Source organism: Komagataeibacter saccharivorans, from assembly GCF_003207825.1.
Classification (GTDB): Bacteria; Pseudomonadota; Alphaproteobacteria; order Acetobacterales; family Acetobacteraceae; genus Komagataeibacter; species Komagataeibacter saccharivorans.
On the sequence record NZ_NKTY01000014.1, the window covers coordinates 12,910 to 36,375 of the forward strand.

20 protein-coding genes are annotated in these 23,466 nt (G+C 60.8%); 9 read left to right on the forward strand and 11 right to left on the reverse strand.

Annotation, left to right across the window (positions count from 1 at the left end):
* Positions 1 to 32: 32 nt before the first annotated feature.
* Positions 33 to 668, reverse strand: a complete 636-nt coding sequence (locus CFR79_RS09345) for a TetR/AcrR family transcriptional regulator (RefSeq protein ID WP_258373503.1) — start codon at positions 666 to 668, stop codon at positions 33 to 35.
* Between the two features lie 384 nt (positions 669 to 1,052).
* Here CFR79_RS09345 and amaB point away from each other — a divergent pair, with 384 nt between their 5' ends.
* Complete coding sequence (gene amaB / locus CFR79_RS09350) at positions 1,053 to 2,564, forward strand: L-piperidine-6-carboxylate dehydrogenase (protein ID WP_102323990.1); 1,512 nt, start codon at positions 1,053 to 1,055, stop codon at positions 2,562 to 2,564.
* A gap of 127 nt (positions 2,565 to 2,691) precedes the next feature.
* Here the strand turns inward: amaB and CFR79_RS09355 are convergent, their stop codons facing one another.
* The 6 genes from CFR79_RS09355 to CFR79_RS09380 all read right to left on the reverse strand — a co-directional run bounded on the left by CFR79_RS09355 (position 2,692) and on the right by CFR79_RS09380 (position 8,732).
* The gene (locus CFR79_RS09355; RefSeq protein WP_110547737.1) at positions 2,692 to 3,654 is read right to left on the reverse strand and encodes a D-2-hydroxyacid dehydrogenase; all 963 of its coding nucleotides are present in this window, start codon (positions 3,652 to 3,654) and stop codon (positions 2,692 to 2,694) included.
* A gap of 93 nt (positions 3,655 to 3,747) precedes the next feature.
* Positions 3,748 to 4,653: a delta(1)-pyrroline-2-carboxylate reductase family protein gene (locus CFR79_RS09360; RefSeq protein WP_110547738.1), complete on the reverse strand. Its 906-nt coding sequence runs from the start codon at positions 4,651 to 4,653 to the stop codon at positions 3,748 to 3,750.
* 179 nt (positions 4,654 to 4,832) lie between these two features.
* The gene (locus CFR79_RS09365) at positions 4,833 to 5,543 is read right to left on the reverse strand and encodes a FadR/GntR family transcriptional regulator (RefSeq protein ID WP_309146575.1); all 711 of its coding nucleotides are present in this window, start codon (positions 5,541 to 5,543) and stop codon (positions 4,833 to 4,835) included.
* Positions 5,544 to 5,635: 92 nt separating this feature from the next.
* Positions 5,636 to 6,403, reverse strand: a complete 768-nt coding sequence (locus tag CFR79_RS09370; RefSeq protein ID WP_102323987.1) for an SDR family oxidoreductase — start codon at positions 6,401 to 6,403, stop codon at positions 5,636 to 5,638.
* A complete protein-coding gene (locus tag CFR79_RS09375; RefSeq protein ID WP_102323986.1) occupies positions 6,396 to 7,145 on the reverse strand; it encodes an SDR family NAD(P)-dependent oxidoreductase in 750 nt (249 codons plus the stop codon). Before CFR79_RS09375 ends, CFR79_RS09370 begins: the two co-directional genes overlap by 8 nt.
* A 15-nt stretch (positions 7,146 to 7,160) precedes the next feature.
* Positions 7,161 to 8,732 carry an APC family permease gene (locus CFR79_RS09380; RefSeq protein WP_110547739.1) on the reverse strand — a complete coding sequence of 524 codons (1,572 nt, stop codon included), beginning with the start codon at positions 8,730 to 8,732 and terminating at the stop codon, positions 7,161 to 7,163.
* 182 nt (positions 8,733 to 8,914) lie between these two features.
* On the opposite strand from CFR79_RS09380, the gene CFR79_RS09385 reads away from it, so the two are divergent.
* The 5 genes from CFR79_RS09385 to CFR79_RS09405 are packed head-to-tail and all read left to right on the forward strand — an operon-like array spanning position 8,915 to position 15,898.
* Positions 8,915 to 10,993, forward strand: a complete 2,079-nt coding sequence (locus tag CFR79_RS09385) for a hydantoinase/oxoprolinase family protein (RefSeq protein WP_110547740.1) — start codon at positions 8,915 to 8,917, stop codon at positions 10,991 to 10,993.
* A 10-nt stretch (positions 10,994 to 11,003) separates the two neighbouring features.
* Positions 11,004 to 12,644 carry a hydantoinase B/oxoprolinase family protein gene (locus CFR79_RS09390; RefSeq protein WP_110547741.1) on the forward strand — a complete coding sequence of 547 codons (1,641 nt, stop codon included), beginning with the start codon at positions 11,004 to 11,006 and terminating at the stop codon, positions 12,642 to 12,644.
* 23 nt (positions 12,645 to 12,667) lie between these two features.
* Positions 12,668 to 13,876, forward strand: coding sequence for a pyridoxal phosphate-dependent aminotransferase (locus tag CFR79_RS09395; RefSeq protein WP_110547742.1), 1,209 nt, complete (start codon positions 12,668 to 12,670; stop codon positions 13,874 to 13,876).
* A gap of 7 nt (positions 13,877 to 13,883) precedes the next feature.
* A complete protein-coding gene (locus CFR79_RS09400) occupies positions 13,884 to 14,693 on the forward strand; it encodes an NAD-dependent epimerase/dehydratase family protein (RefSeq protein WP_110547743.1) in 810 nt (269 codons plus the stop codon).
* An 11-nt stretch (positions 14,694 to 14,704) separates the two neighbouring features.
* Positions 14,705 to 15,898, forward strand: coding sequence for an NAD(P)/FAD-dependent oxidoreductase (locus CFR79_RS09405; protein ID WP_110547768.1), 1,194 nt, complete (start codon positions 14,705 to 14,707; stop codon positions 15,896 to 15,898).
* 53 nt (positions 15,899 to 15,951) lie between these two features.
* Here CFR79_RS09405 and CFR79_RS09410 read toward each other — a convergent pair whose 3' ends face one another.
* On the reverse strand, positions 15,952 to 16,845 hold the full coding sequence (locus CFR79_RS09410; protein WP_110547744.1) for a LysR substrate-binding domain-containing protein: 894 nt from the start codon (positions 16,843 to 16,845) through the stop codon (positions 15,952 to 15,954).
* A gap of 714 nt (positions 16,846 to 17,559) precedes the next feature.
* On the opposite strand from CFR79_RS09410, the gene CFR79_RS09415 reads away from it, so the two are divergent.
* The gene (locus CFR79_RS09415) at positions 17,560 to 18,780 is read left to right on the forward strand and encodes an outer membrane beta-barrel protein (protein ID WP_243705335.1); all 1,221 of its coding nucleotides are present in this window, start codon (positions 17,560 to 17,562) and stop codon (positions 18,778 to 18,780) included.
* Between the two features lie 19 nt (positions 18,781 to 18,799).
* Here the strand turns inward: CFR79_RS09415 and CFR79_RS15665 are convergent, their stop codons facing one another.
* Positions 18,800 to 19,429 carry a hypothetical protein gene (locus CFR79_RS15665; RefSeq protein ID WP_146220124.1) on the reverse strand — a complete coding sequence of 210 codons (630 nt, stop codon included), beginning with the start codon at positions 19,427 to 19,429 and terminating at the stop codon, positions 18,800 to 18,802.
* A gap of 262 nt (positions 19,430 to 19,691) precedes the next feature.
* On the opposite strand from CFR79_RS15665, the gene CFR79_RS09425 reads away from it, so the two are divergent.
* Both CFR79_RS09425 and CFR79_RS09430 read left to right on the forward strand, forming a co-directional pair.
* Positions 19,692 to 20,933 (forward strand): NAD(P)/FAD-dependent oxidoreductase, encoded by a 1,242-nt coding sequence (locus CFR79_RS09425; protein WP_258373505.1) that lies wholly within the window; start codon positions 19,692 to 19,694, stop codon positions 20,931 to 20,933.
* Between the two features lie 43 nt (positions 20,934 to 20,976).
* The gene (locus CFR79_RS09430; protein WP_132303754.1) at positions 20,977 to 22,299 is read left to right on the forward strand and encodes an MFS transporter; all 1,323 of its coding nucleotides are present in this window, start codon (positions 20,977 to 20,979) and stop codon (positions 22,297 to 22,299) included.
* Positions 22,300 to 22,689: 390 nt separating this feature from the next.
* Here CFR79_RS09430 and CFR79_RS15885 read toward each other — a convergent pair whose 3' ends face one another.
* Positions 22,690 to 22,836: a hypothetical protein gene (locus tag CFR79_RS15885; protein ID WP_162900500.1), complete on the reverse strand. Its 147-nt coding sequence runs from the start codon at positions 22,834 to 22,836 to the stop codon at positions 22,690 to 22,692.
* Between the two features lie 106 nt (positions 22,837 to 22,942).
* The gene (locus CFR79_RS15890) at positions 22,943 to 23,116 is read right to left on the reverse strand and encodes a hypothetical protein (RefSeq protein ID WP_165927263.1); all 174 of its coding nucleotides are present in this window, start codon (positions 23,114 to 23,116) and stop codon (positions 22,943 to 22,945) included.
* Positions 23,117 to 23,466: the final 350 nt, after the last annotated feature.

The window sequence follows — 23,466 nt, forward strand, 5'->3', positions numbered from 1 at the left end:
CGGATACGTGGCGGGAAAACCAGCCCCTTCTTTTACTGGCTCCGTCTGTCGCGCGGGCCGGAAGCGGGGGGTGCCAGTATGCCCGTCATGAATGCATGCCAGGCCAGGTCGAGATAATTATCCCGCTCCTCTGCCGTCGTCAGGATACTGCGCCCGAACAGCATCTGCTGGTGGGGACCGCCAAGGCAGAGCGTGGCAAGCATCTGGCTGGTTTCTTCAAGGTCACAGTCCGCCTTCAGAAGGCCCGCCCTGGAGACAGCGGTCAGGAGCTTGCAGGTCAGTTTTTCAAGCGGATCAAAGATATGGGCACCGGCATGGTTCACCAGATCCGGAAAACGCCATCCTTCCGCGATGAAGGTGCGGCTCAGCGAGAGCGTTTCAGGGCTGAGGATCAGGTCAAGCAGCATCCGCATGGTTTTGTACAGCGCCTGTAGCGGATCGCTGGAAACCATTTCATCTGACGGGGAGGCGGCAAGCAGGAAACTGTTTCCCAGTTCGGAAATGACTGTCTTGAAAAGATTTTCCTTAGAAGGGTGCCGCCGATAGATGGTCTGCTTGCCGACCTTGGCCACGGCCGCGATCTGTTCGACCGATGTGGCCGCGTAACCCTGTTCTCCAAACAGTCGGGTGGCGGTTTTCAGGATAAGGGCATCTAGTTCTTCCGACATGCGACTGTCGGGCCGACCTGCAAATTTCCTCCTTCTGTCCTGATCCGCCATTCGACCTCCTGTTTGCGATCCCTTCCGATTATAGGGGACGAACCCCTCTCGCAAGGGCTTTTGACAGGATCGACATCCCGTTCAGAGCAGAAAGAAGGCATCATCCTTTTCGCCTGAATTCCGTGAATAACGGATCCAAACGACGGCCATGGGCGTTGGTTTTCACTAAGCAGGCTGTCGGGTTGGGCTCTGCCGCAGGATCACGCGACTGAAGGCCGCATAAACGCCATCGCCTCCGTCACTCATCACTACGGCAGAGCTCAACCCGACAGCCTGCTAGAGCGTATATATCCCCTTAATAACTCGTAGATCATCCCTGGAGACAAAAGACATATGAGCATCGCATCGGACGTACACAGCCTTCTGGAAAAGATGGGCGTATCGCGCGATAAATATACCGGTGGCACGCTGAGCGTCCGCACGCCCGTTACGGGTGCGGTTCTGGCTGATGTCCCGACCGTTACCCCCGAACAGGTTGAAGCCGCCATCGCGCAGGCCGCGACCGCGTTCGGACAGTGGCGGCAGGTTCCGGCCCCGCGCCGTGGCGAACTGGTCCGCCTGCTGGGTAATGTGCTGCGGGAAAACAAGGAAGAACTGGGCCGCCTCGTGTCCTACGAAGCGGGCAAGGTCATTTCCGAAGGGCTGGGCGAAGTCCAGGAAATGATCGACATCTGCGATTTCGCCGTTGGTCTGTCCCGCCAGCTTTATGGCCTGACGATCCAGTCCGAACGCCCTGAACACCGTCTGGTCGAACAGTGGCACCCCGCTGGCGTGGTCGGCATCATTTCGGCCTTCAATTTCCCGGTGGCCGTGTGGTCGTGGAACGCGGCGCTGGCGCTGGTGTGCGGTGACCCGATCATCTGGAAACCGTCGGAAAAGACCCCGCTGACCGCCCTTGCCACGCAGGCCCTGTTTGAACAGGCGGCCGCCCGCTTTGGTGAAGTGCCTGCTGGCCTGTCGACGCTGCTGATCGGTGATGCGCGGACGGGTGAACTGCTGGTGGAAGACCGTCGCGTGCCGATCATCTCCGCTACCGGTTCCACCCGCATGGGCCGTATCGTGGGTGAGCGCGTGGCGAAGCGTTTCGGCCGTTCGATCCTTGAACTGGGTGGCAATAATGCTTCCATCGTTACGCCATCAGCCGATCTGGACCTGACACTGCGTGCGGTGGCCTTTGGTGCGATGGGAACGGCGGGGCAGCGTTGCACGTCCCTGCGCCGCCTGATCGTGCATGAAAGCGTCTATGACTCGCTGGTCGGTCGCCTGAAGCAGGTTTATGCGAACATCTCTGTCGGTTGCCCGATCGAAGGGAATGCGCTGGTCGGTCCGCTGATCGACAAGGCATCGTTCGAGGCGATGCAGGCCAGCCTGCAGGCTGCGAAGGCGGCGGGCGGCATCGTACACGGTGGGGAGCGGGTGGACGTTCATGGCCCCGAGGCTTTCTACGCCCGTCCAGCCCTGGTGGAAATGTCCGCCCAGACCGGTCCTGTGCTGGAAGAAACCTTTGCCCCGATCCTGTATGTACTGAAATACAGTGAACTGGAGGATGCGATTGCCCTGCAGAATGACGTGGCGCAGGGCCTGTCTTCCTCCATCTTCAGCACCGACCTGCGGGATGTGGAACTGTTCCTGTCGGCGGCAGGGTCGGATTGCGGTATCGCCAATGTCAATATCGGACCGTCCGGCGCTGAAATCGGTGGCGCTTTCGGTGGGGAGAAGGAAACCGGCGGTGGCCGCGAAGCCGGTTCGGACGCATGGCGTGGCTACATGCGCCGTCAGACCAACACCATCAATTATGGCCGTACGCTGCCGCTGGCGCAGGGCGTCAAGTTCGACGTGGGCTGATTGATATCATCCAGCAGGTTCATGGTCCCTAAAGGGGCCATGAACCTGCCGAACTTATAAAGAAGCTTTTGGTGAAGCTCTTTTTAAAAGCTTCAGGTGACGCCGGAACAGATCCGGCGTTCCCCCATCATACGATCCGGTTTGTCATTTCGGTGCCGTTTTCCAGTGCCGTGATGTTCTTCATCAGGATATCGACAACATTGCGTTCATAGAACTGCGTCTCGCCCGCGGTATGTCCTGTCATGACCAGATTGGGCAGCGACCATAGGGGGGAGGAGGACGGCAATGGTTCCTCGGCATAGGTGTCCAGTGCTGCACCCGCAATCCGGTCTGTGGTCAGTGCCTCGATCAGGGCTGCTTCTTCTACAACGCGCCCACGGGCGACGTTGATCAGGCAGGCATCGGGTTTCATCGCGGCAAATGCCCTGCGGTCGATCAGGTGTTCCGTCTGCGCGGTAAGCGGGCAGGTCAGGATAACGTAATCCGCTTCATGCAGCGCATCGTGCAGATCGGTCATGTTCACCTGCGTAACACCGGGTACATCCAGCGGACGTGCGCTGTGCCGTGCGCCGCTGACCTGCATGCCCAGTGCCAGACACAGGCGCGCAATGCGATCCCCGATCGTACCCATGCCAACGATCAGCGCCTTTTTTTCCGAAAGTTCCTGCAGGCGGGGGCGTTCATCCGTGCCGGTCGTGCTCCAGCGCGCGATTTTCTGGTTATCGCGTGCTTCATACAGGCGGCGTGCCAGATTGAGCATCAGGGCAAGCGCATGCTCGGCCACGGCATTGGCGTTCACGCCGCGCGCATTGCACAGCCGGATGCCGCGTTCCTTCAGGCGGTCAAGGTCGAATTGCTCCACCCCGGAACTGATCGACTGGATCAGCCGCAGGCGGGGGGCGATATCCAGCAGTTCGTTATGCCACAACATGGAAACGACCAGTACTTCGGCCTGCGGGATGATCGCCTTCAGGCCATCGAAAGTATCAACCTGTGTGCAGGGGGGGGCGGATGGCCGTTTTTCCAGTTCCGCGCGGATGTCGTAATATACATGGGCCGCGTATATGCGCTGTAATTCATGGTGCGACATGCCGGGAACCTGTCCTTGAAGTGGAATATGTTAAGATAGCGGGAAATGGGCCTGTTCAACCGTGGTACGCAGGCGCAGGCCCAGGTGGGGTGGTTATCCGGCCCCATGCATGCGTGCGACCCGGCAGGCGGCCAGATCCCATGCGGAGCAGCCCACGGATTTGAATACGATGGGGCGACCGGATTCCCTTGCCCGGCCATCTGCTGCCGCCGCAATGGAGCGAACACGGTTCCAGTCCACATTCGCGCGATACAGGTCCCCCGCTTCGGACGGGGCGCCGATCAGGTCATCGACATACAGGTCGCTGTCATTGATGGTCCGTGCGCCAATCTCCGCCATATCGGTACGATAGGCGCCCACGCCGATCACAAGGCAGGACGGATTGGCAGGTTCATCGTAAATGACGGACACGCTGCTGGTAACCGTGATGACGACATCGAAGGGGGCTTCATCCGTGCCTTCGGGACGCAGGGTCAGCATCGGTGTCGCATGCTCCGCGCAGAACGCGGCCGCACGGTCATGTGACCGCCCGCGGATGGCCACGGTAATGCCCGGATACAGCGCAGATAGCGCCTGAACATGGGCCACGGCCTGCGTGCCGGTGCCGATAATCAGCACGCGCCCGATCTTGTGGTGGGCCAGCAGGCGGATGCCCAGCATGCTCATGGCCGATGTGCGGCGCATGGTCACGGTCGGACCATCGAGTGAAAACAGGAAGCGTCCGCTACGTGCTTCCGCGCAGACGACCTGCCCCTGAATTGTAGGCAGATGCAGCGCCGGATTGTGACCGAAGATGGTCAGCAGTTTTGTCACCATAAGGTCACTGCCGACCGACGGCATGGTCAGCAGGACACCCGTACCATCCGTGGCCGGTACGGTCATGCGTTCGGGGCATACGATCTGCCCGGACACCGTTTCCCCAACCGCGGTAGCAAGCGCGTCAACCAGCGGAGAAAAGGGCAGGAAATCACAGGTTTCCTGTGCTGAATACTGTTTCATCTGATCTGGCGGTCCGATTGGAATGTTAGGGAATGCAGGGGCTGAAAACCGTATCCCTGTCTGCGGAAATCCATGTGGTTTGCGGATCGTAACATATAAGCCGCACCTGAAAAGCCGTAACAGGCGGTTAGGGCTGGCGTCAGGCGCGCAGGGATGTTTCGCCCGGTGGGGGGCGGGTATCAGTCACGAATTTTGACCTCCAGCAGCTTGCGGTAGCGGTTCAGGCTGCCTTCAAGGTGACGGCGCATGAGTTTCTGCGCCTGTTCGGCGTTTCCGCGCGAAATGGCTTCCAGTATGGCCTGATGTTCTTTTTTGGTATTGTCCAGATAGGCGGGGAGCGAACGCGATATCTTGGCGTATTTCAGGAACAGATCGCGCGAAATATCGGAAACCAGATGCCCCAGGAACGCCGGAAAACGCGGATTGCCCGCAGCCCGCGCAATGGCCAGATGGAAATCCAGATCGGCCCTGACTTCCATTTCCGGGTCGCGCGTATCCACGGCCACGAACTGCGCATGCATCTGGTACAGATGCGCAAGACTCTGTGCGGTCTTGCGCTGGGCTGCAAGGAATGCCGCCTGTGTTTCCACCCCGATGCGCAGTTCCAGTATTTCCAGCGCCGCCCGCACATCGTCAATCGGCGTGGCGAGGAAATGGGGTACCCACCTGTCTTCCGTCGTAACGAACGTGCCCGCACCCTGTCGCGTCACGATACGTCCGCCCAGCTTCAGGGATGCAATGGCTTCCCTTATGACTGTGCGACTGACATCGAATTCCGTGCACAGCACGGCGGTTGATGGCAGTTTTTCGCCCGGCATGTAGGTTTTGGCCTGAATACGGCGCAGAAGTTCATCTGCAACGTTTTCAGACAGATTTCCACTGGCATTAATGGCGCGGTACTCCCTTCATCGGTTTCATTTTACACCGGGGCGCGTAACCTGATCCGACTGGTGCATGGTCCGTATTATCCGGTTCCGTGGCTTTAGGCGGTCGTGCCGTCCGGGTCAAAGCGGACCATGGTTCCGCCCCCACTGGCCTGATCGGTGGGCAGGACTTCCATGCGCGTGACATCGACATGCAGCGGCATGTCAATGACGGTGCGGACAAGGCCCGCTACATCTTCGGGCTGGACGGGACGGTAGCCCTCATACAGTGCTGCGCGCGCCCTGTCCGGTCCCAGCGTATCCCGATACAGCGCCGTCTCGACCCGACCGGGCACGATTTCCGTCACCCGCACGCCCGTTCCCAGCAGGTCGCAGCGCAGGGCGTCGCAGAACAGGCGGATACCCGCCTTGGACGCCCCATAGACACATGACCCCGGATAGGGGGAGTGTCCCGCAATGGACCCCACAAACAGCACATGCCCCCGCCGCCGCGCGATCATGGGCGGCAGAAGCTGGTGTGTCAGGCGTAGCGGGGCCTTCAGATTGATGTCGATCATCGCGTCGATCTGGCTGATATCCGTATCCGCAAAGGGGCCGCTGGTTGACAGGATACCGGCATTGTTGATCACGATATCAATTTCATGGCTGGCGACGGCGGCGCAGATGGCGTCCGTATCGCATATATCGGCCTGAACCGTTATTGCCCCGTATTCGCGCGCCAGCGCCGCCAGGGCGTCCGGATTGCGCCCGGTTGCGATGACGTTCAGTCCCGCCGTGCGCAGCGCGGCGACGATGGCCCGGCCGATGCCGCTGGTCGCACCCGTTACCAGTGCGGTGCGCAGCGGGTGTGATACGGTGTCACGCATAGATGTAGCCCCCGCTTACGATAACCGTCTCGCCCGTGGCGTATGTGTTGCGCGGTCCGCCCATCATGACGATCCATTCGGCCATTTCCTCGGGTTCGGCGGCGCGGTCCAGCGGACTGGCCCTGGCCAGTTCAGGCAGGAAGCCCAGTTCCTTCGCCCGGTCGGTGGCGAAACCGGCCGGGGCGACGCCATTGACCAGTATGCCCCACTGCGCACATTCCTGACCGAAGGATCGGGTCAGGCTGACGACCGCCGCCTTTGTCGCCGCGTAATGCGCGTTCTGCGGATGGGCCTTGAAGGCATCGACGGAGGATATGTTCACGATCCTGCCCGTAACGGCGCCGGGCTGTGCGAATTCGCGCATGTGCCGCACGGCGGCGACCATCATGTGATAGGTGCCCTTGATGTTGATCGCGTTTTCAAGGTCCCATTCCTCATCCGTGATGTCGAGGATGGGGCGGCGCGGATAGATCGCGGCGCTGTTGACCAGCGTATCAATGCGGCCCATTTCGCCAGCCAGCGTGGCGAAGGCGGCGTGGGCGCTGCTCTGGCGCGCAATATCGCCGGTCGCGACATGCACCGATACACCGGGGGCGGACAGTTCGGCGCGCGCGGCTTCCAGCCGTTCGGCGTTGATGTCCACCAGTCCGATACGGGTTGCGCCATCACGGATCATGAGGCGTGCTGTAGCCAGACCAAGGCCCGAAGCCCCGCCGACGATAATGGCTGTAAGATTTTTCATGACGGATCGTCCCGCTTAATGAACAGAGGGTGAAGTGAAGGCAAAGGTTTCGGCATGTTCGTGCGATGCGGGCCTGCGGCCGCTGCTGACCCCCCATGCATAGATGCCCCACAGAAACAGCAGGAAGGCCACCAGAAGGGGGATGTTGCGCAGCGTTTCCATGGACAGGTCACGATCAAGCCATGAAAAGCCGATCATGCCGATGTAATAGGCAAATATCCAAAGGGAGCGCCCGTGGTCGCCCGCCATCGTCCGCCGCCCCGCCTGCGTGGCCAGCACATACACGATGCCAATCACGATCTGGGCGGAAAGCAGCCAGGCCACCGTGGTCCATCCAGCCCACAGGATGATGAAGGATGACAGCACGAAGGTCAGTGGACCAAGCACGGCAAGGTAGCGCAGGCGGAACGGGCGCCGCAGTTCGGGAATGGTCTGGCGGAAGGACGCCAGGATGACCGGCGCGAAGGCGTAGCTCATGACAATGGTGGTGGATACGATGCCGACAAGGCTGCTCCACGAAGGAAAGGGTAGCGTCCAGAATACGCACAGCCCGAATGAAAGGCGCAGCGCCACCTTCTGGCAGGTCGTATCGCGCTTCAGCCCCGTTTCAAGCAGCCATGCCTGCATGACCCGGCATGTGGAACTGAGATAGACATTCGCCGTCCCCATGGGGGAAAGGCACGCATCGAACAGTACCAGACGCGCCAGCCATATTGCCCCGGCCAGTATCGTAATGTCGTGAAAGGGCAGGGGGAACTGCTCGCGGACCCCATGCCAGCCATCCTGCAGCAATGTGTGCGGCAGGTTCCCCATGAAGATGGCCTGAAGGGCGATATAGACCAGCGTGACGAAACCCACCGACAGGCACAGTGCCGCGGGCACGTTTTTCTGCGGATTACGCACTTCCCCCGCCGCCGACACGATGGATGTCAGCCCCAGAAAGGAAAACATGATGCCACCGGTGGAAAGGGCTGCCATGATGCCGTCCGCCATATGTCCGTTTGCAAGCGGCACATGAAACGGTGCGAGTGAAAAACTGCGTGACAGCACGATTATGACAAGTGCGGGCACCAGAAACTTCAGAACTGTAACAATATTGTTAACCCATGCGAAGGACTTCGCATTGGATGTATTGAGCCAGTAAATCGCGCACAGCACCAAAAACTGTACAAGCCACCCCACTGCGGACGGCCCTCCGCCCGGCGCCCCCAGAAAGGGGAACCATGTGCAGGCATACTGTCGCGCCGCGACCAGTTCGATCGAAACGATGCTGGAAAACGCGACGATGGTGACAGTCCCCACCATAAAGCCCAGAAAGCTGCCATGCGACAGGTAGGGATAGCGCGCGACCCCGCCGGTAAGTGGAAGGGCGGCGGCCAGTTCGCTGTAGATCAGCCCCAGCAGCAGGGCGATGATACCGCCGCACAGCCATCCGATCATCGCCCCCGGCCCGGCCATGGTGGCGACGGGAGAAGCCGCGAACAGCCAGCCGGAACCGAATGTTGCCCCGCAACCGATCAGGATCAGGTCGAACAGGGAAAGCGTGCGCCCGGATATGTGTGTCGCGTTGCTGTCTGGTGAACTCAACTGCGTAACCTCACTGCTGCCTGCGTGGCGGGCGGTGGCGCCGGCCGGGTGGAATGATCCATACCCGGAACATTACGATATGACATTGACATTTGTATTACAAGTTCCCTAAACCTGTCATGTCACTTTATGGCGCACGGGTGCGCAGTCACCGTGGCTTTCAAAAAAAGGATTGGCGTGGAATGGGCGGAGCCAGAACCTGTCAGGTCGGTGTCGATATCGGCGGTACCTTTACCGATATCGCCCTTGAGGTGGACGGGCGGTTGGAATCAACCAAGGTCCTGACGGATTACGAAGCACCGGAACGCGCCATCCTGAAGGGATTGCGCGAGGTCTGTGCCACGGCGGGTATTGGCCTGTCGGATATCGGCGTTGTCATTCATGGTACCACGCTGGCCACCAACGCGCTGATCGAACGGCGTGGCGCGCGCACGGCGTTCATCACGACCGAAGGCTTCCGCGATGTGCTGGAAATGCGGACCGAAAACCGCTTTGAACAGTATGACCTCAATATCGTCCTGCCGCCGCCGCTGATCGAACGCGCGGACAGGTTCGTGGTGCGTGAACGTCTTGACGCAGGCGGTAACGTGCTGCTGCCGCTGGACGAGGCGCAGCTTGCGGACGTGGTCGATGCCATCGCGGCGGGCGGGTATGAAAGTGTCGCCATCGGTTTCCTGCATGCCTACGCAAACGGGGCGCATGAACGCCGGGTGCGTGAAGCGCTGCTGGAGCGCATGCCCGCGCTGTCGGTTTCCATTTCATCCGAAGTCTCGCCCCAGTTCCGGGAATTCGAGCGGTTCAACACCGTCTGCGCCAATGCGTATGTCAAACCGGCCATCAAATCCTATCTGGATCGTCTGGTGGCGTCGCTGAAGGTGCTGGGGATCGGGTGCCCGGTTTACATGATCCACTCGGGCGGGGGCATCATCTCGGTCGATCACGCGGCGGAATTCCCGGTGCGTCTGGTCGAATCCGGTCCGGCCGGTGGCGTCATCTTCGCGGAATATGTGGCCCGGCGGCATGGGCGCGACCGGGTGGTTTCCTTCGATATGGGGGGGACGACGGCGAAAATCTGTCTTGTGGAGGATTTCGCCCCCCGCACGGCCAAGACGTTCGAGGTCGCGCGGACCTGGCGCTTCCGCAAGGGCAGCGGCATGCCGATTTCCATTCCCGTGGTGGAAATGGTGGAAATCGGGGCCGGGGGCGGGTCCATCGCCAGCGTCGACAACATGCGCCAGATCCGGGTGGGGCCGCGCAGTGCCGCATCCGAACCCGGTCCCGCCTGCTATGGGCGCGGCGGGGTGGAGCCGACCGTAACCGATGCCAACCTGCTGCTGGGCAAGCTGGACCCGGACAATTTCGCCGGCGGGTCGCTGACCCTGTCACGCGAAGGGGCGATCAGCGCCGTGGATGCAAGGATCGCCAGCCTGCTCGCACTGGACACGCAGGCCAGCGCCTATGGCATCTGCGAGGTCGTGGACGAAAACATGTCCAACGCCGCCCGCGTGCATGCCGTGGAAAATGGCAAGGACATTTCCGGCTTCACCATGATTACCTTTGGCGGCGGTGGCCCGCTGCATGCGGCGCGGCTGTGCGAAAAGCTGGGCATTTCCTCTTTCATCGTGCCGCCCGGTGCGGGGGTGGGATCGGCCATCGGCTTTCTGCGCGCGCCGTTCGGTTACGAATCCGTGCGCAGCGCTGTGGTGGCGCTTGCGGATTACGACACGCAGCGCGTTGCCGCCCTGCTGGACGCCATGCGCACGGAAGCTACGGGTTTCCTCAACGCCATTGATCCCGCCATCGTGCCGGTCATCGAATGCACCGCGTTCATGCGGTATGAAGGGCAGGGGTGGGATATTCCCGTCCGCCTTCCATTGGAAACATTCAGCACCGGCCGTACGCAGGAGATACTGGCTGCGTTCGGGAGCGAATACCGTCGCTACTTCGGCCAGACGATTGATGGCGCGCGCAGCGAGATCATAAGCTGGGCGCTGCGTGTCAGCTCACCCCCCGTCCGTGTCGATGTCGCCCGGGCGGTCAGCCACACGCAGCCCGTGCAGCCAACAGCGCATCGCCCCCTGTTCGATGCCGCCAGCCGGGGCTTTGTCGATGCGGGCATCATCGACCGCCGCACCCTTTCGGTCGGGGATGTGGTGCGGGGCCCCGCCATTATTGTCGAACCCGAAACCACGACCATCCTGACAACCTGTTTCACGGCAACGGTGCAGAGCGACGGCTGTCTGCTCGCCACCCGCCATTGAGGAGCGATACATGAGCGACGCTCTCGCAGATATCCACATGCAGGTCATGTGGAACCGCCTGATCTCGGTTGTGGAGGAACAGGCACAGACCCTCATCCGCACGGCGTTTTCCACCAGTGTCCGTGAAGCGGGCGACCTGTCCGCCGGTGCGTTCGATCTGGAAGGCCGCATGCTGGTGCAGGCCGTGACCGGCACGCCGGGGCATGTCAACGCCATGGCGGAATCGGTCGGGCATTTCATTACCGATATCGGGCGCGAAAACATCCGCGAAGGGGATGTCTACATCACCAATGACCCGTGGAAGGGCACCGGCCACCTGCATGACATCACCATCGTCACCCCGTCCTTCCATGGCGGGCGTCTGGTGGGGTATTTCGCATCTACCGCCCATGTGGTGGACGTAGGCGGCCGTGGCTTTGGCCCCGATGCGAACGAGGTGTATGAAGAAGGGCTCTTCATCCCCATCATGAAGCTGTTCGATGCGGGCCGGGTCAACGATACCCTGGTGCTGATGATCCGCAACAACGTGCGCGAGGCGGATAAGGTGGTGGGCGATATTTTCGCCCTGACCGCCTGTAACGCGGCAGGCCACCAGCGGCTGGTGGACATGATGCGGGAATTCGCGCTGGATGATCTGGAGCGTCTGGGTGGTTTCATTCTCAGTCATAGCGAGCGCGCGACGCGTGAAAGTCTGGCCAGCCTGCCGCACGGCACATGGACCAACAGCCTGCTGCTGGATGGATATGATGAACCGGTGGCCCTGCACGCGGCCCTGACCATCGGGCCGGAGGGTGTGCATGTCGATTTTTCCGGGACATCCGGCCCAAGCCGCTTTGGCATCAATGTGCCTCTGGTTTACGCCAAGGCTTATGCCTGTTACGGCATAAAATGTATCGTAGCCCCGGAAATCCCCAATAATTCTGCCTCCCTCGCGCCATTTTCCGTCTCGGCGCCGGATCACTGCATCCTCAATGCGCAGCGTCCCGCCCCGGTATCGGTGCGGCATGTGCTGGGGCATTTCGTGCCTGATCTGGTGCTGGGGGCGCTGCATAAGGCCCTGCCTGACCGTGTTCCGGCGGAAGGGGCGGGTTCGCTTTGGAACCTGCATATGAGCCTGCGCCCGCTGCCCGGCATGGAAGGAACGGGCAGCGGGGCGGAAATCCTCATGTTCAACAGTGGCGGCACGGGTGCGCGGCCCACGCTGGACGGGCTGAGCGCTACGGCGTTTCCCAGCGGCGTTCACACCATGCCGGTCGAGGCGACCGAAAGTGTCGGCCCGGTCATCGTCTGGCGCAAGGAACTGCGCGAAGGCTCCGGCGGCGCGGGTGAGTTCCGTGGCGGCCTTGGCCAGTCCATGGAAATCGAGGCGGCGGAAGGCTACTCCCTGCGGTTTTCGGCCATGTTCGACCGTATCAGCCACCCGGCGCGCGGTCTGGCTGGCGGGCAGGACGGCGCACCGGGGGCTGTCACGCTCGATGATGGCACTGTCATGCGCGGCAAGGGTCAGCAGCAGGTGCCACCGGGGCGCAGGCTCCGGCTCGATCTGCCCGGCGGCGGTGGTTATGGTGACCCCGCGAACCGTGCCCCCGCCGCGGTCGAACGTGACCGTCACAACGGTTATCTGGGGGCGACCCCTTCGGGCAATGTTTAACGATGGGGGCATAGGGCACGACCATGCGTTTTGAAAATCGACGGGCATCGTCGATCCAGCTTTCGGCCTCCATGGTGGTTTCCATGGCCGCGCGTGCGTTGCGGGCGCAGGGGCGGCAGATTGTTGACCTCTCGCTGGGGGAACCGGATTTCAATACCCCGGATAATGTGATCGAAGCCGCAATCCGCGCAATGCGCGACGGGGTCACGCATTATACCGGCCCCAGCGGCCTGCCGCAGTTGCGTGAGGCCATCGTGGCCAAACTGGCGCGTGAAAACGGGCTGGATTACACGCCCGAACAGATCTCCATCGGCGTGGGTGCCAAGCAGATCCTGTTCAACCTGTTCATGGGAGTGCTGGAAAGCGGGGACGAGGTCATCATTCCTGCACCCTTCTGGGTATCCTATCGGGACATGGTGGAATTCAACGGCGGCAGGGCGGTCGTGCTGCCCTGCGGGCTGGAAAGCGGGTTCAGACTGACACCCTCGCAACTGGCGGCGGCGATCACGCCCGCCACGCGCTGGGTCATGCTCAATACCCCGTCCAACCCGTCCGGGGCGGTCTATGGTCGCGCGGAACTGCAGGCGCTGGGGCAGGTGCTGGCGGCACATCCCCAAATCGGCATCATATCGGATGAGATATATGAGCATATCCTGTTCGGGGATACGCCATTTGTCTCCTTCGCTGCTGCCTGCCCGGAACTGAAGGACCGGACCATCCTGATCAATGGCGTATCCAAGGCCTACGCCATGACCGGCTGGCGGCTGGGCTATGCCGCCGCCCCGCCTGGTTTTGCCCGCATGCTCAACAAGATGGAATCACAGGTTTCGACCTGTCCGTCCTCCATCTCGCAGGTGGCGGCGGCTGAAGCGATGAATGGTCCGCAGGACTTCCTGCACATGGCAGGGGCCGCCTATACGCGCCGTCTTGCCATCGTGATGGAAGGACTGGCGGGGATCGAGGGGCTGAAGGTCTGCAAGCCTGCGGGGGCTTTCTATGTCTTTCCCGAATGTTCGGCCTTCATCGGGCGCAGGACGCCCGATGGCCGCCGGATCGAAAACGATGTCATGCTGGCGGAATACCTGCTGCATGAAGGTGGGGTTGCGACCGTGCCGGGTGCCGCGTTCGGGCTTGAACCCTATATCCGCCTGTCCTTCGCCACGTCGGAAGAACAGTTGCGGATCGCCATGGCAGCCATGACGCGAACCCTTGGTTTGCTGGAACAGGAATAAGCGCATCATGTCCAAATATAATCGTGTCCTCATTACCGGGGCCGCAGGCGCCCTTGGGCGGCAGCTTCGCGTATCGGGCCTGAAACTGGCCCCCCAGATCCGGCTGACGGACCGTTTTCCCTCTGCCGATCTGGCGGCGCATGAGGAAGACCGCGTGGCTGAACTGGCCGATTTTGGCGCGGTGCTGGATGCCGTACGCGGCTGTGACGCGATCGTACATCTGGGTGGGCAGGCGGTTGAGGGGACATGGGATTCCGTGCTCAATTCCTCCATCGTCGGGACCTATAACGTGTATGAAGCCGCCCGGCAGTGCGGCGTAAAGCGTATCGTCTATGCCAGTTCGATCCATGCGGTCGGGTATTACGAACGCACCCAGACAATCGACGCCAGCGCACCGACACGGCCCGACAGCCTGTATGGTGTATCAAAGGCATATGCCGAAAACCTGTCGCGCTATTATTTCGATAAATTCGGGATCGAGACGGTATGCCTGCGTATCGGGTCGTGCTTTCCCGAACCGACCGACCGGCGGCACCTGATTACGTGGCTGTCGTACCGGGATTTCCGCCATCTGGTGGAAGTCTGCCTTGACGCGCCGCGTGTGGGACACATGATTTCCTTTGCCACATCGGCAAACAGCCAGTCGTTCTGGGATAACCGGCTGGCATCCGTTCTGGGTTACGCCCCGCAGGACAATGCCGATACGTACCGCGATGCCGTTTTTGCCCGCACGGAACAGGGCGATCCCGATGATCCGGCAGTCCGCTTTCAGGGCGGCAGTTTCTGCGCGGCCGGTCATTTTGAAGATCCGGCATAAGGGGCATGGCCATGTCCGATCTCCGGTCTTCCTATGATGTCGTTATTGTCGGCGGCGGCGTAGTCGGAAGTGCTACGGCCTATTTTCTGGCCAGTAATCCCGACTTTACCGGCTCCGTCCTTGTTGTGGAAAAGGACTGGACGTATGCGCGCGCGGCAACGTCCCTGTCATCCAGTTCGATCCGCCATCAGTTTTCTAATCCGCTGAATGTGCGCATGTCCATGTTCGGGACGGAATTTATCCGCCAGTTTCCCGAACTGACCGCCGTTGATGGTAAGGGCGATGATCTGGCGCTGCATGAAAATGGCTACCTGTTTCTGGCGAATGACCAGCGCGGCAGCGATATCCTGTCGCGTAACCGTGCCACACAGGCTGCATGTGGCGCGCAGGGCGTGCTGCTGACGCCGCGGGAAGCGGCAGCACGTTTCCCATGGCTCAATACCGATGACCTGACCCTTGCCAGCCTTGGTCTGGCGGGGGAGGGATGGTTCGACAATACCGGCTTCCTGTACGGCCTGCGTGCAAAGGCCCGTGCGCTGGGTGTCACCTATATTGAAGACGAAGTGACAGGCGTGACGGGGCAGGGCGGCAGGGTTGCGTCCGTCACCCTGAAAAGTGGCGCGCAGGTGGGCTGTGGCACGCTGGTCAACGCCGCCGGCACGCGCGGCAGGCGCATTGCGGAAATGGCGGGGCTGTACCTGCCGGTCGAACCCCGCCGCCGCAGCCTGTTTGTGGTGGACTGTCGTACCCCGCTACCGGGCAGGGTTCCCCTTACGATTGATCCCACGGGTGTCTTTTTCCGCCCGGAGGGGCGCTATTACCTGATGGGTACCGTGCCGGACCCTGATCCGGCGGTGGACCCGGATGATTTTGCCGTGGCGCACGATGAGTTCGAGGAGCAGATCTGGCCCGTTCTGGCTGAACGCATTCCCGCGTTCGAGGCTCTGAAAGTCGTGAACTCATGGGCCGGGCATTACGATTACTGCACGCTGGACCATAACGTTATTGTCGGTCCGCATCCGGAAGTTTCCAATTTCCTGTTTGCCAACGGCTTCAGCGGTCATGGGCTGCAACAGTCCCCGGCGATAGGCCGCGGCCTGTCCGAATGGATCACCTATGGCGGGTTCCGTTCCCTTGACCTGTCTCCGCTGGGTTATGCGCGTGTGGTAAGCAATACGCCGTTCCTTGAGGAAGCCATTATCTGAATACCGTGCGGGGCAGTCGTGACCGGCTGCCCCCCGGATATGCTGGCAAACCGTTATGTACCGGCAATCTGTTCCAGCAGCCATTTATGGAACATGCCCAGTGGCGCCGACATCGCGCGCGACAGGGGGCGGACGAAATAATACGCATCTTCCGTCGGGATGGCATTGGCGACCAGTTCGATCAGCGTGCCATTTTCAAGTTCGTCCTCAATAAGAAAACGCGGAATAAGCGCGCATCCCGCCCCGGCGGAGGCTGCGCTGACGATAAAGCTGAACTGGTCGAATAACGGGCCATGCAGGGTCGTTGCATCGACTTCCTGTGCGATGAACCAGCGTTCCCACGCATCGGGACGCGATACAAGGTGAAGCAGCGGCGCATTAAGCAGATCCTGCGCTTTTCTGAAATTGAGCTGCGCCAGCAATCTGGGGCTGCATACTGGCACGACCTGTTCGCGCATCAGGAAGGACAGGTCCGCCCCCGGCCACTCCGATGGCCCGAAATGGATGGCCGCATCCAGCGTGTCGCCCGCGAATTCAAAGGGTGACAGGCGCGTATACAGATTGACCGTGATACTGGGATGCCGCGTCATGAAATGACCCAGCCGGGGCGTAAGCCACTGGGTGCCGAAGGTGGGCAGCACCCCCAGATTGATGGTGCCCCCGGTCGGATTGGCGCGGAAGGCGAGTGTCGCGGTGGAAATATGCCGCAGCGCATCGCGGATTTCGCGCGCATAGACTTCCCCCGCCTGCGTCAGTCGTACCATCTGCCGGTCACGGATGAACAGTTCCGCGCCCAGATGGTTCTCCAGTGCGCGGATATGTCGGCTGACCGCGCTCTGGGTCAGGTTGAGTTCATCCGCTGCGGCGGTGAAGCTCTCATGCCGTGCGGCGGCCTCAAAGGAATAAAGCAGGGATGTGGAAGGAAGAAAACGCCGCGCAATGGCCATGGAGTCAGTTTCCGCTGGGCTGAAGGATGATCCCTGCAAGTTCCCTGTCCGGTGGCAGGGGCTTACCGGATGCCGGGACCGCCGACAGGGAACATCATCGACCCCTTCCCGAAGGGCAACCATTTTATGGATCTGTCGCACGCCGCCTGACGGCCTGACATGCTTGAAATTATGGTGCCGTTACTTCACCTGTCAGGGCAGAAGCCGGATATGGACATCCATATTACAGCGCAGCAGGGTGCTGTTTCAGACACTTGAAGCAACTTTCCAAAGGGTGGAAAAACTTTCCTGTTTGCGCCATCGCGTGGGGGCAGAAACTTCTTAACCATCCTGTGCGTTACCACACGATGGCCCCCAGGGTGCAGGGTCGCCATCTGCCATATGGATTGTTTTTGTACGAATATGACGTTCGTATACTTATAAACTTAGCTGATATAATAGGCGATGTTTCGTTATTACGGAATGATAACAACATGTGTCGCTTTTACAACATGATGCCCTGCATGCGTACGGACCCATAAACATTTCGGTTGGCGACCAAACAAAAACTGTTAAACAGTTTTTTAGATAAGGCGACACGTGGGGACGACCATGAAGAAAATGGGCATGAGACGGGCATTACTGCGGTCCGGTGTTGGGTTTGCAGCCGCCCTGACGGTGGGTCTGGTGTTCGATTTACCCACCGCCCATGCCCAGGTTTCGGTATTCAAAAGTATGGAAAAAAGTGATTCCGACATGGCCCGCTGGCTGTCTGGAATTACGCTGACCGGCCAGATCGAAGGGGGCATCATGGCGAACCCCGCGCGTCCCCAGCCGGGTTACAACTTTGGTGACTTCTTTGCCGATCACGCCAATCAGGTGCAGCTCAACCAGGCGGAATTCACGCTTCAGAAAGCCATCGACCCGTCAAAGGGCGGCTACCAGATCGGCTTCACGCTGGAAGGCATGTATGGCTCGGACGCGCGGTACTATCAGCTTCTGGGCGTCAGCGCGCATGAATGGAACGCCCGCTACCAGTTGATCCCCGCGCAGGCCCATGCCGATGTCCACCTGCCATGGGCAACCAAGGGCGGACTGGACATGCATGCCGGTATCCTTCAGGCCCCGATGGGGGTGGAAACACTCGATCCCACAACGCGCCCGTTCTATACCATTGCCTATACATCGGAATATTCCGTGCCGTTCCAGCATATCGGCGCCATGTTCAACTGGCATGTAACCGATATGGTGGATGTGACGTTCGGTATCGATACCGGCAACCAGACATCCTTTGGCCGGTCCGACAATAATAACGCGCCGGCGGGCTATTTCGGCTTCAACCTGAACGGGCTTGCGCATGGCAAGCTCAACATCATCGAACTGAGCCGGGTCGGGCCGGAAAACTCCCGTTATTCATCCGCAGGCGGGCGCTATGAAGCCGATCATGCCGAACGGTTCTGGAATGACATCAATGCGACCTACGCTGTCAATGACCGCCTGACCCTGACGGGGGAGTTCAACTATATCCACGATGAAGGGCTGAACGGCATCCGCAGCAATGGCGATTTCAAGGCCGCCGATGCCGAAAGCTTCGTCAGCTTCCTGAGCTATAGGATCAACAAGGTGCTGACTTTCAATTACCGTGGTGAAATCTACCGCGACAACAACAATCTGATGGTGTCCACCTTCATCGGCAACAACGCTTATATGGACGGGATTTCCGGTCGTTCCAGCCCCGGCGATGCGCTGATGCCCGGTCCCACCGGCCATGGCACGACCTATGGCGAAATGACACTGGGCGTGACCTACAAGCCGGATCTGGGCCACCATGTGCGTGTGTTCATGCTGCGGCCTGAAATCCGCTTTGACCGCTCGCTCAACGACACCACGCCCTTTAATGGCGGGCGTAATAACGGCATGTTCACCTTCGGTGGCGATGCGGTAATCGGTTTCTGAGTTCCGAAGACCGGGAAGGTCATATGCGCCTTCGGTTCACCTGCTGCCGCACGACCGCCTTTTGAGTGGGTGCGCTGCTGAAATTCATATATTTGCGTGTGGTCGTGTGGGGGATGTGTTCCCGCAGGGGGGCATATTCCGGGCGCAATGTCTTGTGCCGGGCGATCCGTCCGGTCTTCATGTGTGTATGCGTCGTGATTCCCCCATGTCTCTGCGGCACGTGCTGTTGCCACCGAATTTGAATTCGCCGCTTAAAAGCCGTTTTCAGGATACCGCGCGCAAGCCGCAACCGATGCGCGTCGTATAATGAGCGAAACCTTACTTGCCGGATAAAGGCCCGCACGCTGACTGAAGCATGCGCGTATGAACCGCATACTGATTTGCAGGACTGCGTGTTCCGGTTTGGTTTTTTTTTATAAATCTGCGGATTATCTCTACCGTGGTTATGAAACCCGGTGCGGATGTACCAGCAAATCTTTTCCATCATTCGATTATGGGCCGGGCGCCGCCTGTCCGGATCGCTGCCGTGAATCCAGTTGGCCCGGACAGGGAATGATGTCCGCTGGCCGGGATGTCTGTGCGATTTTGGAAAACCAGCTATTGCATATACTTGCGATTTCGTAATGATACGAATCAGGTTCAAAACCATCTGGTTCCATCCGACAGGAAGCACCGGATGGCTGCGTGGGTGCTTTTCATCATACGGCTGGAGCGCGCCGGGGCGCTTCCGCGATTATGGAGGACGAATTGGCCTTATATGTAGCCGTCCCGCCATCATGCCGATCTCTTTCTGCCGGTTCTCGCCCGAACGGACACGGGGCAGGGTGGGGGAAGGATACGGCCACTGCCCATTTTCCTGCATCGGGGATGATACGGATGCCACCTGTTGGGTACAACGGATGGCAGCGGCCATGATGGCGGGACGGCCTGTGCGCATCGTCGTCATCGGGGCAGGTATCGTGGGGCGTGTCTGCGCGCTGCGCCTGCGTCAGACCGGGGCGGATGTCACGTTGCTGGATTCAGGGGAACATACGCCCGCATCATGGGGCAACGCGGGTCATATCGCAGCAGAATACGTCACGCCCTTTGCGGATGCGCGCATCCTGCCCGGCGTGCCGCGCACGCTGTTCCCGCGTGGTCCGATTGTGCTGGACTGGCGTCATCCCGTCATGCTGGGAACATGGTTCGCCCGTTACCTGTATGCGTGCCGACCCAGCCAGTTCCGTGCCGCATCGGTCGTTCTGCGCGATCTTATGGCCCGCGCCCTACCGGAATGGCAGGATCTGGCAGCGGAACTGGGGCGGTCTGACCTGCTGGATACCACCGGCACATACAAGCTGTGGGAACGAGCCGGTCCGGGCATGGCGACCTGCCTGCGCGGCGATTACGGCAGCGTGGTGACACAGGCCGTGCCGGATGCCGAACGTGCCCGCTTTGCCAGCCAGCTAAGCGTGCCGGTTGCCGGTGCGGTGCATTTTCAGGGCACGGCACAGATGCGCGACCTGCGACAGGTGCTGGACACGGTGATGGCAGGCTTCGTACGCGCAGGCGGACAGGTCATGCGTGGCCGCGCCCGGTCCATCGCCCATCAGGGCGGCCGTCCCACGGTCTGGACCGATGACGGCCCGCTGGAAGCCGATCAGGTGCTGGTGGCCTGTGGCATCGGTTCCACCGCCGTGCTGCGCAGGCAGAAACTGCGTGTCCCGCTCATGGCGGAACGCGGCTATCATCTGGAATGGGATCATGGCGGACGGTGGACCCTGCCCAATATCGTATTTGAAAATCGCAATGTTGTCGTAACCCGCTTTGGCGCAAGGCTGCGCGCCACATCCATTGCCGAATTCACCCGCGCGGATGCGCCGCTTCAGCCGCGCCGCTGGGAATGGCTGGAACGCCATGTGTGCGAACTGGGGCTGCCCGTGGCATCGCCCTTCAGCCGCTGGGCGGGATCGCGGCCATCGCTGCCCGATTACATGCCCGCGCTGGGGCCGGTGCCCGATGCGCCGGGCGTTTTCGCGGCCTACGGACACCAGCATCTGGGCCTGACGCTTGCGGCTGTAACGGCGCGCATCCTGACAGCGCAGATGGTTACACCGGCGCAGGCGGGTGAGGTGTCCCCCGCCGCCCTGCGTCCCGGTCGTTTTGGCGGTTGAGCGCAACTGTCTGTATTCCATTCCCCGCAACGGAGAACACGGCTTGACCCCTGACCCCCATTGCCCGGCTGTCCAACCTGATGACCGCGTGCGACTGGATGCCATGCCGCTGCGCCGGTTCCATTTCCTCACCCTGTTTGCGACATCGGGGGGACAGTTCTGTGATGGCTATGTGCTGGGAACGATCGGCGCGGCCCTGCCGGGCGTGGAACACGCCATGCGCTGTAGCGATGTGTGGATCGGCGCGATCGGCAGCGCGTCGCTTGCCGGGCTGTTCCTTGGCTGCCTTCTGGTCGGTCCGCTGACCGACAGGCTGGGGCGGCGCAGGCTGCTGCGGGTCAACATGCCGCTATTCCTGATCCTGTCCATCGTGCAGGCGCTGACGACATCGCCGCTGCAACTGGTTCTGGCCCGGATATGTCTGGGGGCCTGTCTGGCGGCGGATTATGTGGCGGGGGCGGCGTATCTGTCGGAATTCGCGCCCCGGCGATTGCGGGGCCGTTTCCTTGCCTTCATGATCATCGGGTGGTCGGCGGGGTACAGCATGGCCAATATCTTTGGCATGTTCTTCACGCTGCATGGGGCGAATGGCTGGCGGCTATGCCTGTTCAGCAGCGCCATTCCGGCGTTTGTGGTCATGATCCTGCGACTGTTCCTGCCGGAATCCCCGCGCTGGCTCATGGCGTGCAATCGCCCGGACGAGGCGCAGGCCGTGCTGGATGGCTGTTTCCCCAAGGATCGCGTTTTTGTGGTGCAGGCGGTCACAAAACCGGACGAAAACTGGCGCGCCGTGTTTTCTCCGCCCTGGCGTGTAAGGCTGGGTGTGGGCATCGGGTTCTTCGTGGCTCAGGTCGTGCCCTATTTCTGTATCGGGACATTCCTGCCCGCCCTGTTCACAGCGCTGGGTGTGCGGGATATCTATACCGGCGGTATCGTCTTCAACCTGTTCCTGCTGATCGGGTCTTCCAGCGCATTGTGGCTGGTTGACCGCCTGACGCGGCGTACTTTCCTGATCGGCAGTTTCACCATTGCCGCGGCACTGCTGACGGGGGTGGCCTTTGCATCGTACCTGCCGGTGCTGATGACGCTGGTGCTGTTCGGGCTGTTCGCGCTTACCCTTTCGGCGGCGACCTCGCTGGAAATGGTGTATCTGCCGGAACTGTTTCCGGTGAACCTGCGTGGGGTAGGCGTAGGCATTGCCACGGCGTGCAGCCGTTTTGGCTCGGTGATCGGGACCTTCGTTCTGCCTGTCCTCATGCGGGTGATCGGCACGCCCCTTACGCTGGGTATATGCGTGCTGTTTCTGGTTGCGGGTGCGGGGCTCTGTGCACTATGGGCACCTGAAACGCAGCATGAAGTTCTGTAGGTATGCTTGCCTGACAGGGTCAGGGCACATCAGGTCCCTGACGCGGACGGCAGAATGCAGGCGGAAGTGATGCGCCCGGTCATTTTTCTGTGGGTGTGCAGATGACTGGGGGGCGACCCAAAGGGTAACGCCCAGTCAGCTACATCCCACTTCCCGATTTTTTTCTTGATGTTTATTGCGCAGAAAAACCGTTGCTGCTGCGGGATTTCTTACCCTCAGCGGCAGGTTTCTGCCTTGCCATAAACACTGAGCAAACCCGCTCCGGGCCGATCTTTTTCTACTTTGGCCCGGTGTCGAGATGCCGGATCAGTCCTTCATGAATGCACGATGGCCCTTCGGTTTCAGGCCGATGGATCGATATGTGGTCATGGGGACCCGAGGGTAGCAAATTCATTTATCCGGCCCCGTGGTGCGCCCCTGCGCGGGCGGATCGCTTGCGGGGAAGCTTTCATCCAGCGCTTCATCACGGCCTTCGTCCTCGTGCTGTTCTTCGGGTGTAGGGGGCTTTTCCCGGTCGGGTTTCGTTGTGTCGGGCATGGTCTGGATTCCTTGCTGAACATATTCACCATCCGGCTTCATGACGCTGCCGGTCCGGTAATGAAGTGGCGGCGGGGGAGGTGCTGGTGTATCAAAGGGAAACGGCTCATTCGGAATACCGGGCGGATATTCCCACGGAAAGGGCGGGCTGGGCGGTAGTAAGGGCGGCTGGCCCGATACTTGGGTGAAGGGTGTCAACATTGCGGTTCTCACTCGGGTTGTTCATGGAAAACAGGAAACTGTAGCCTGTCTGCCCACCGATCGAGCCTGCCTGTGTCATGGGCCTTGCGGTGGTCGCCGTTGGCGGAAGCGGTCTATGCCGACCTGACGTTCCGCTCCGTCTATCCGCCCTTGCCCAGCGGCAGCGGGGCGGGTTTTACCCGGTCGGGCCGACCGTATGTCCGGGTCATGGCTTTCCCGTCTTGCCAAAGAAAACACACTGGCCCTTAAAGCCTTCAGGGGGCGAAAGGTTGCATCTGCCTGCATGGGACGGTGAACCGGGTTGTGGGGTGCGGGAGCGGTGTCAGATTCTCCGTCATGCCGTCCCTGTTACGGGGCCAACCCGGCGCGTTCTGCCACGTTGATATTCCGGGCCGGTACCGGGTGCTGGCCACGTGGCGGGTATGGTGC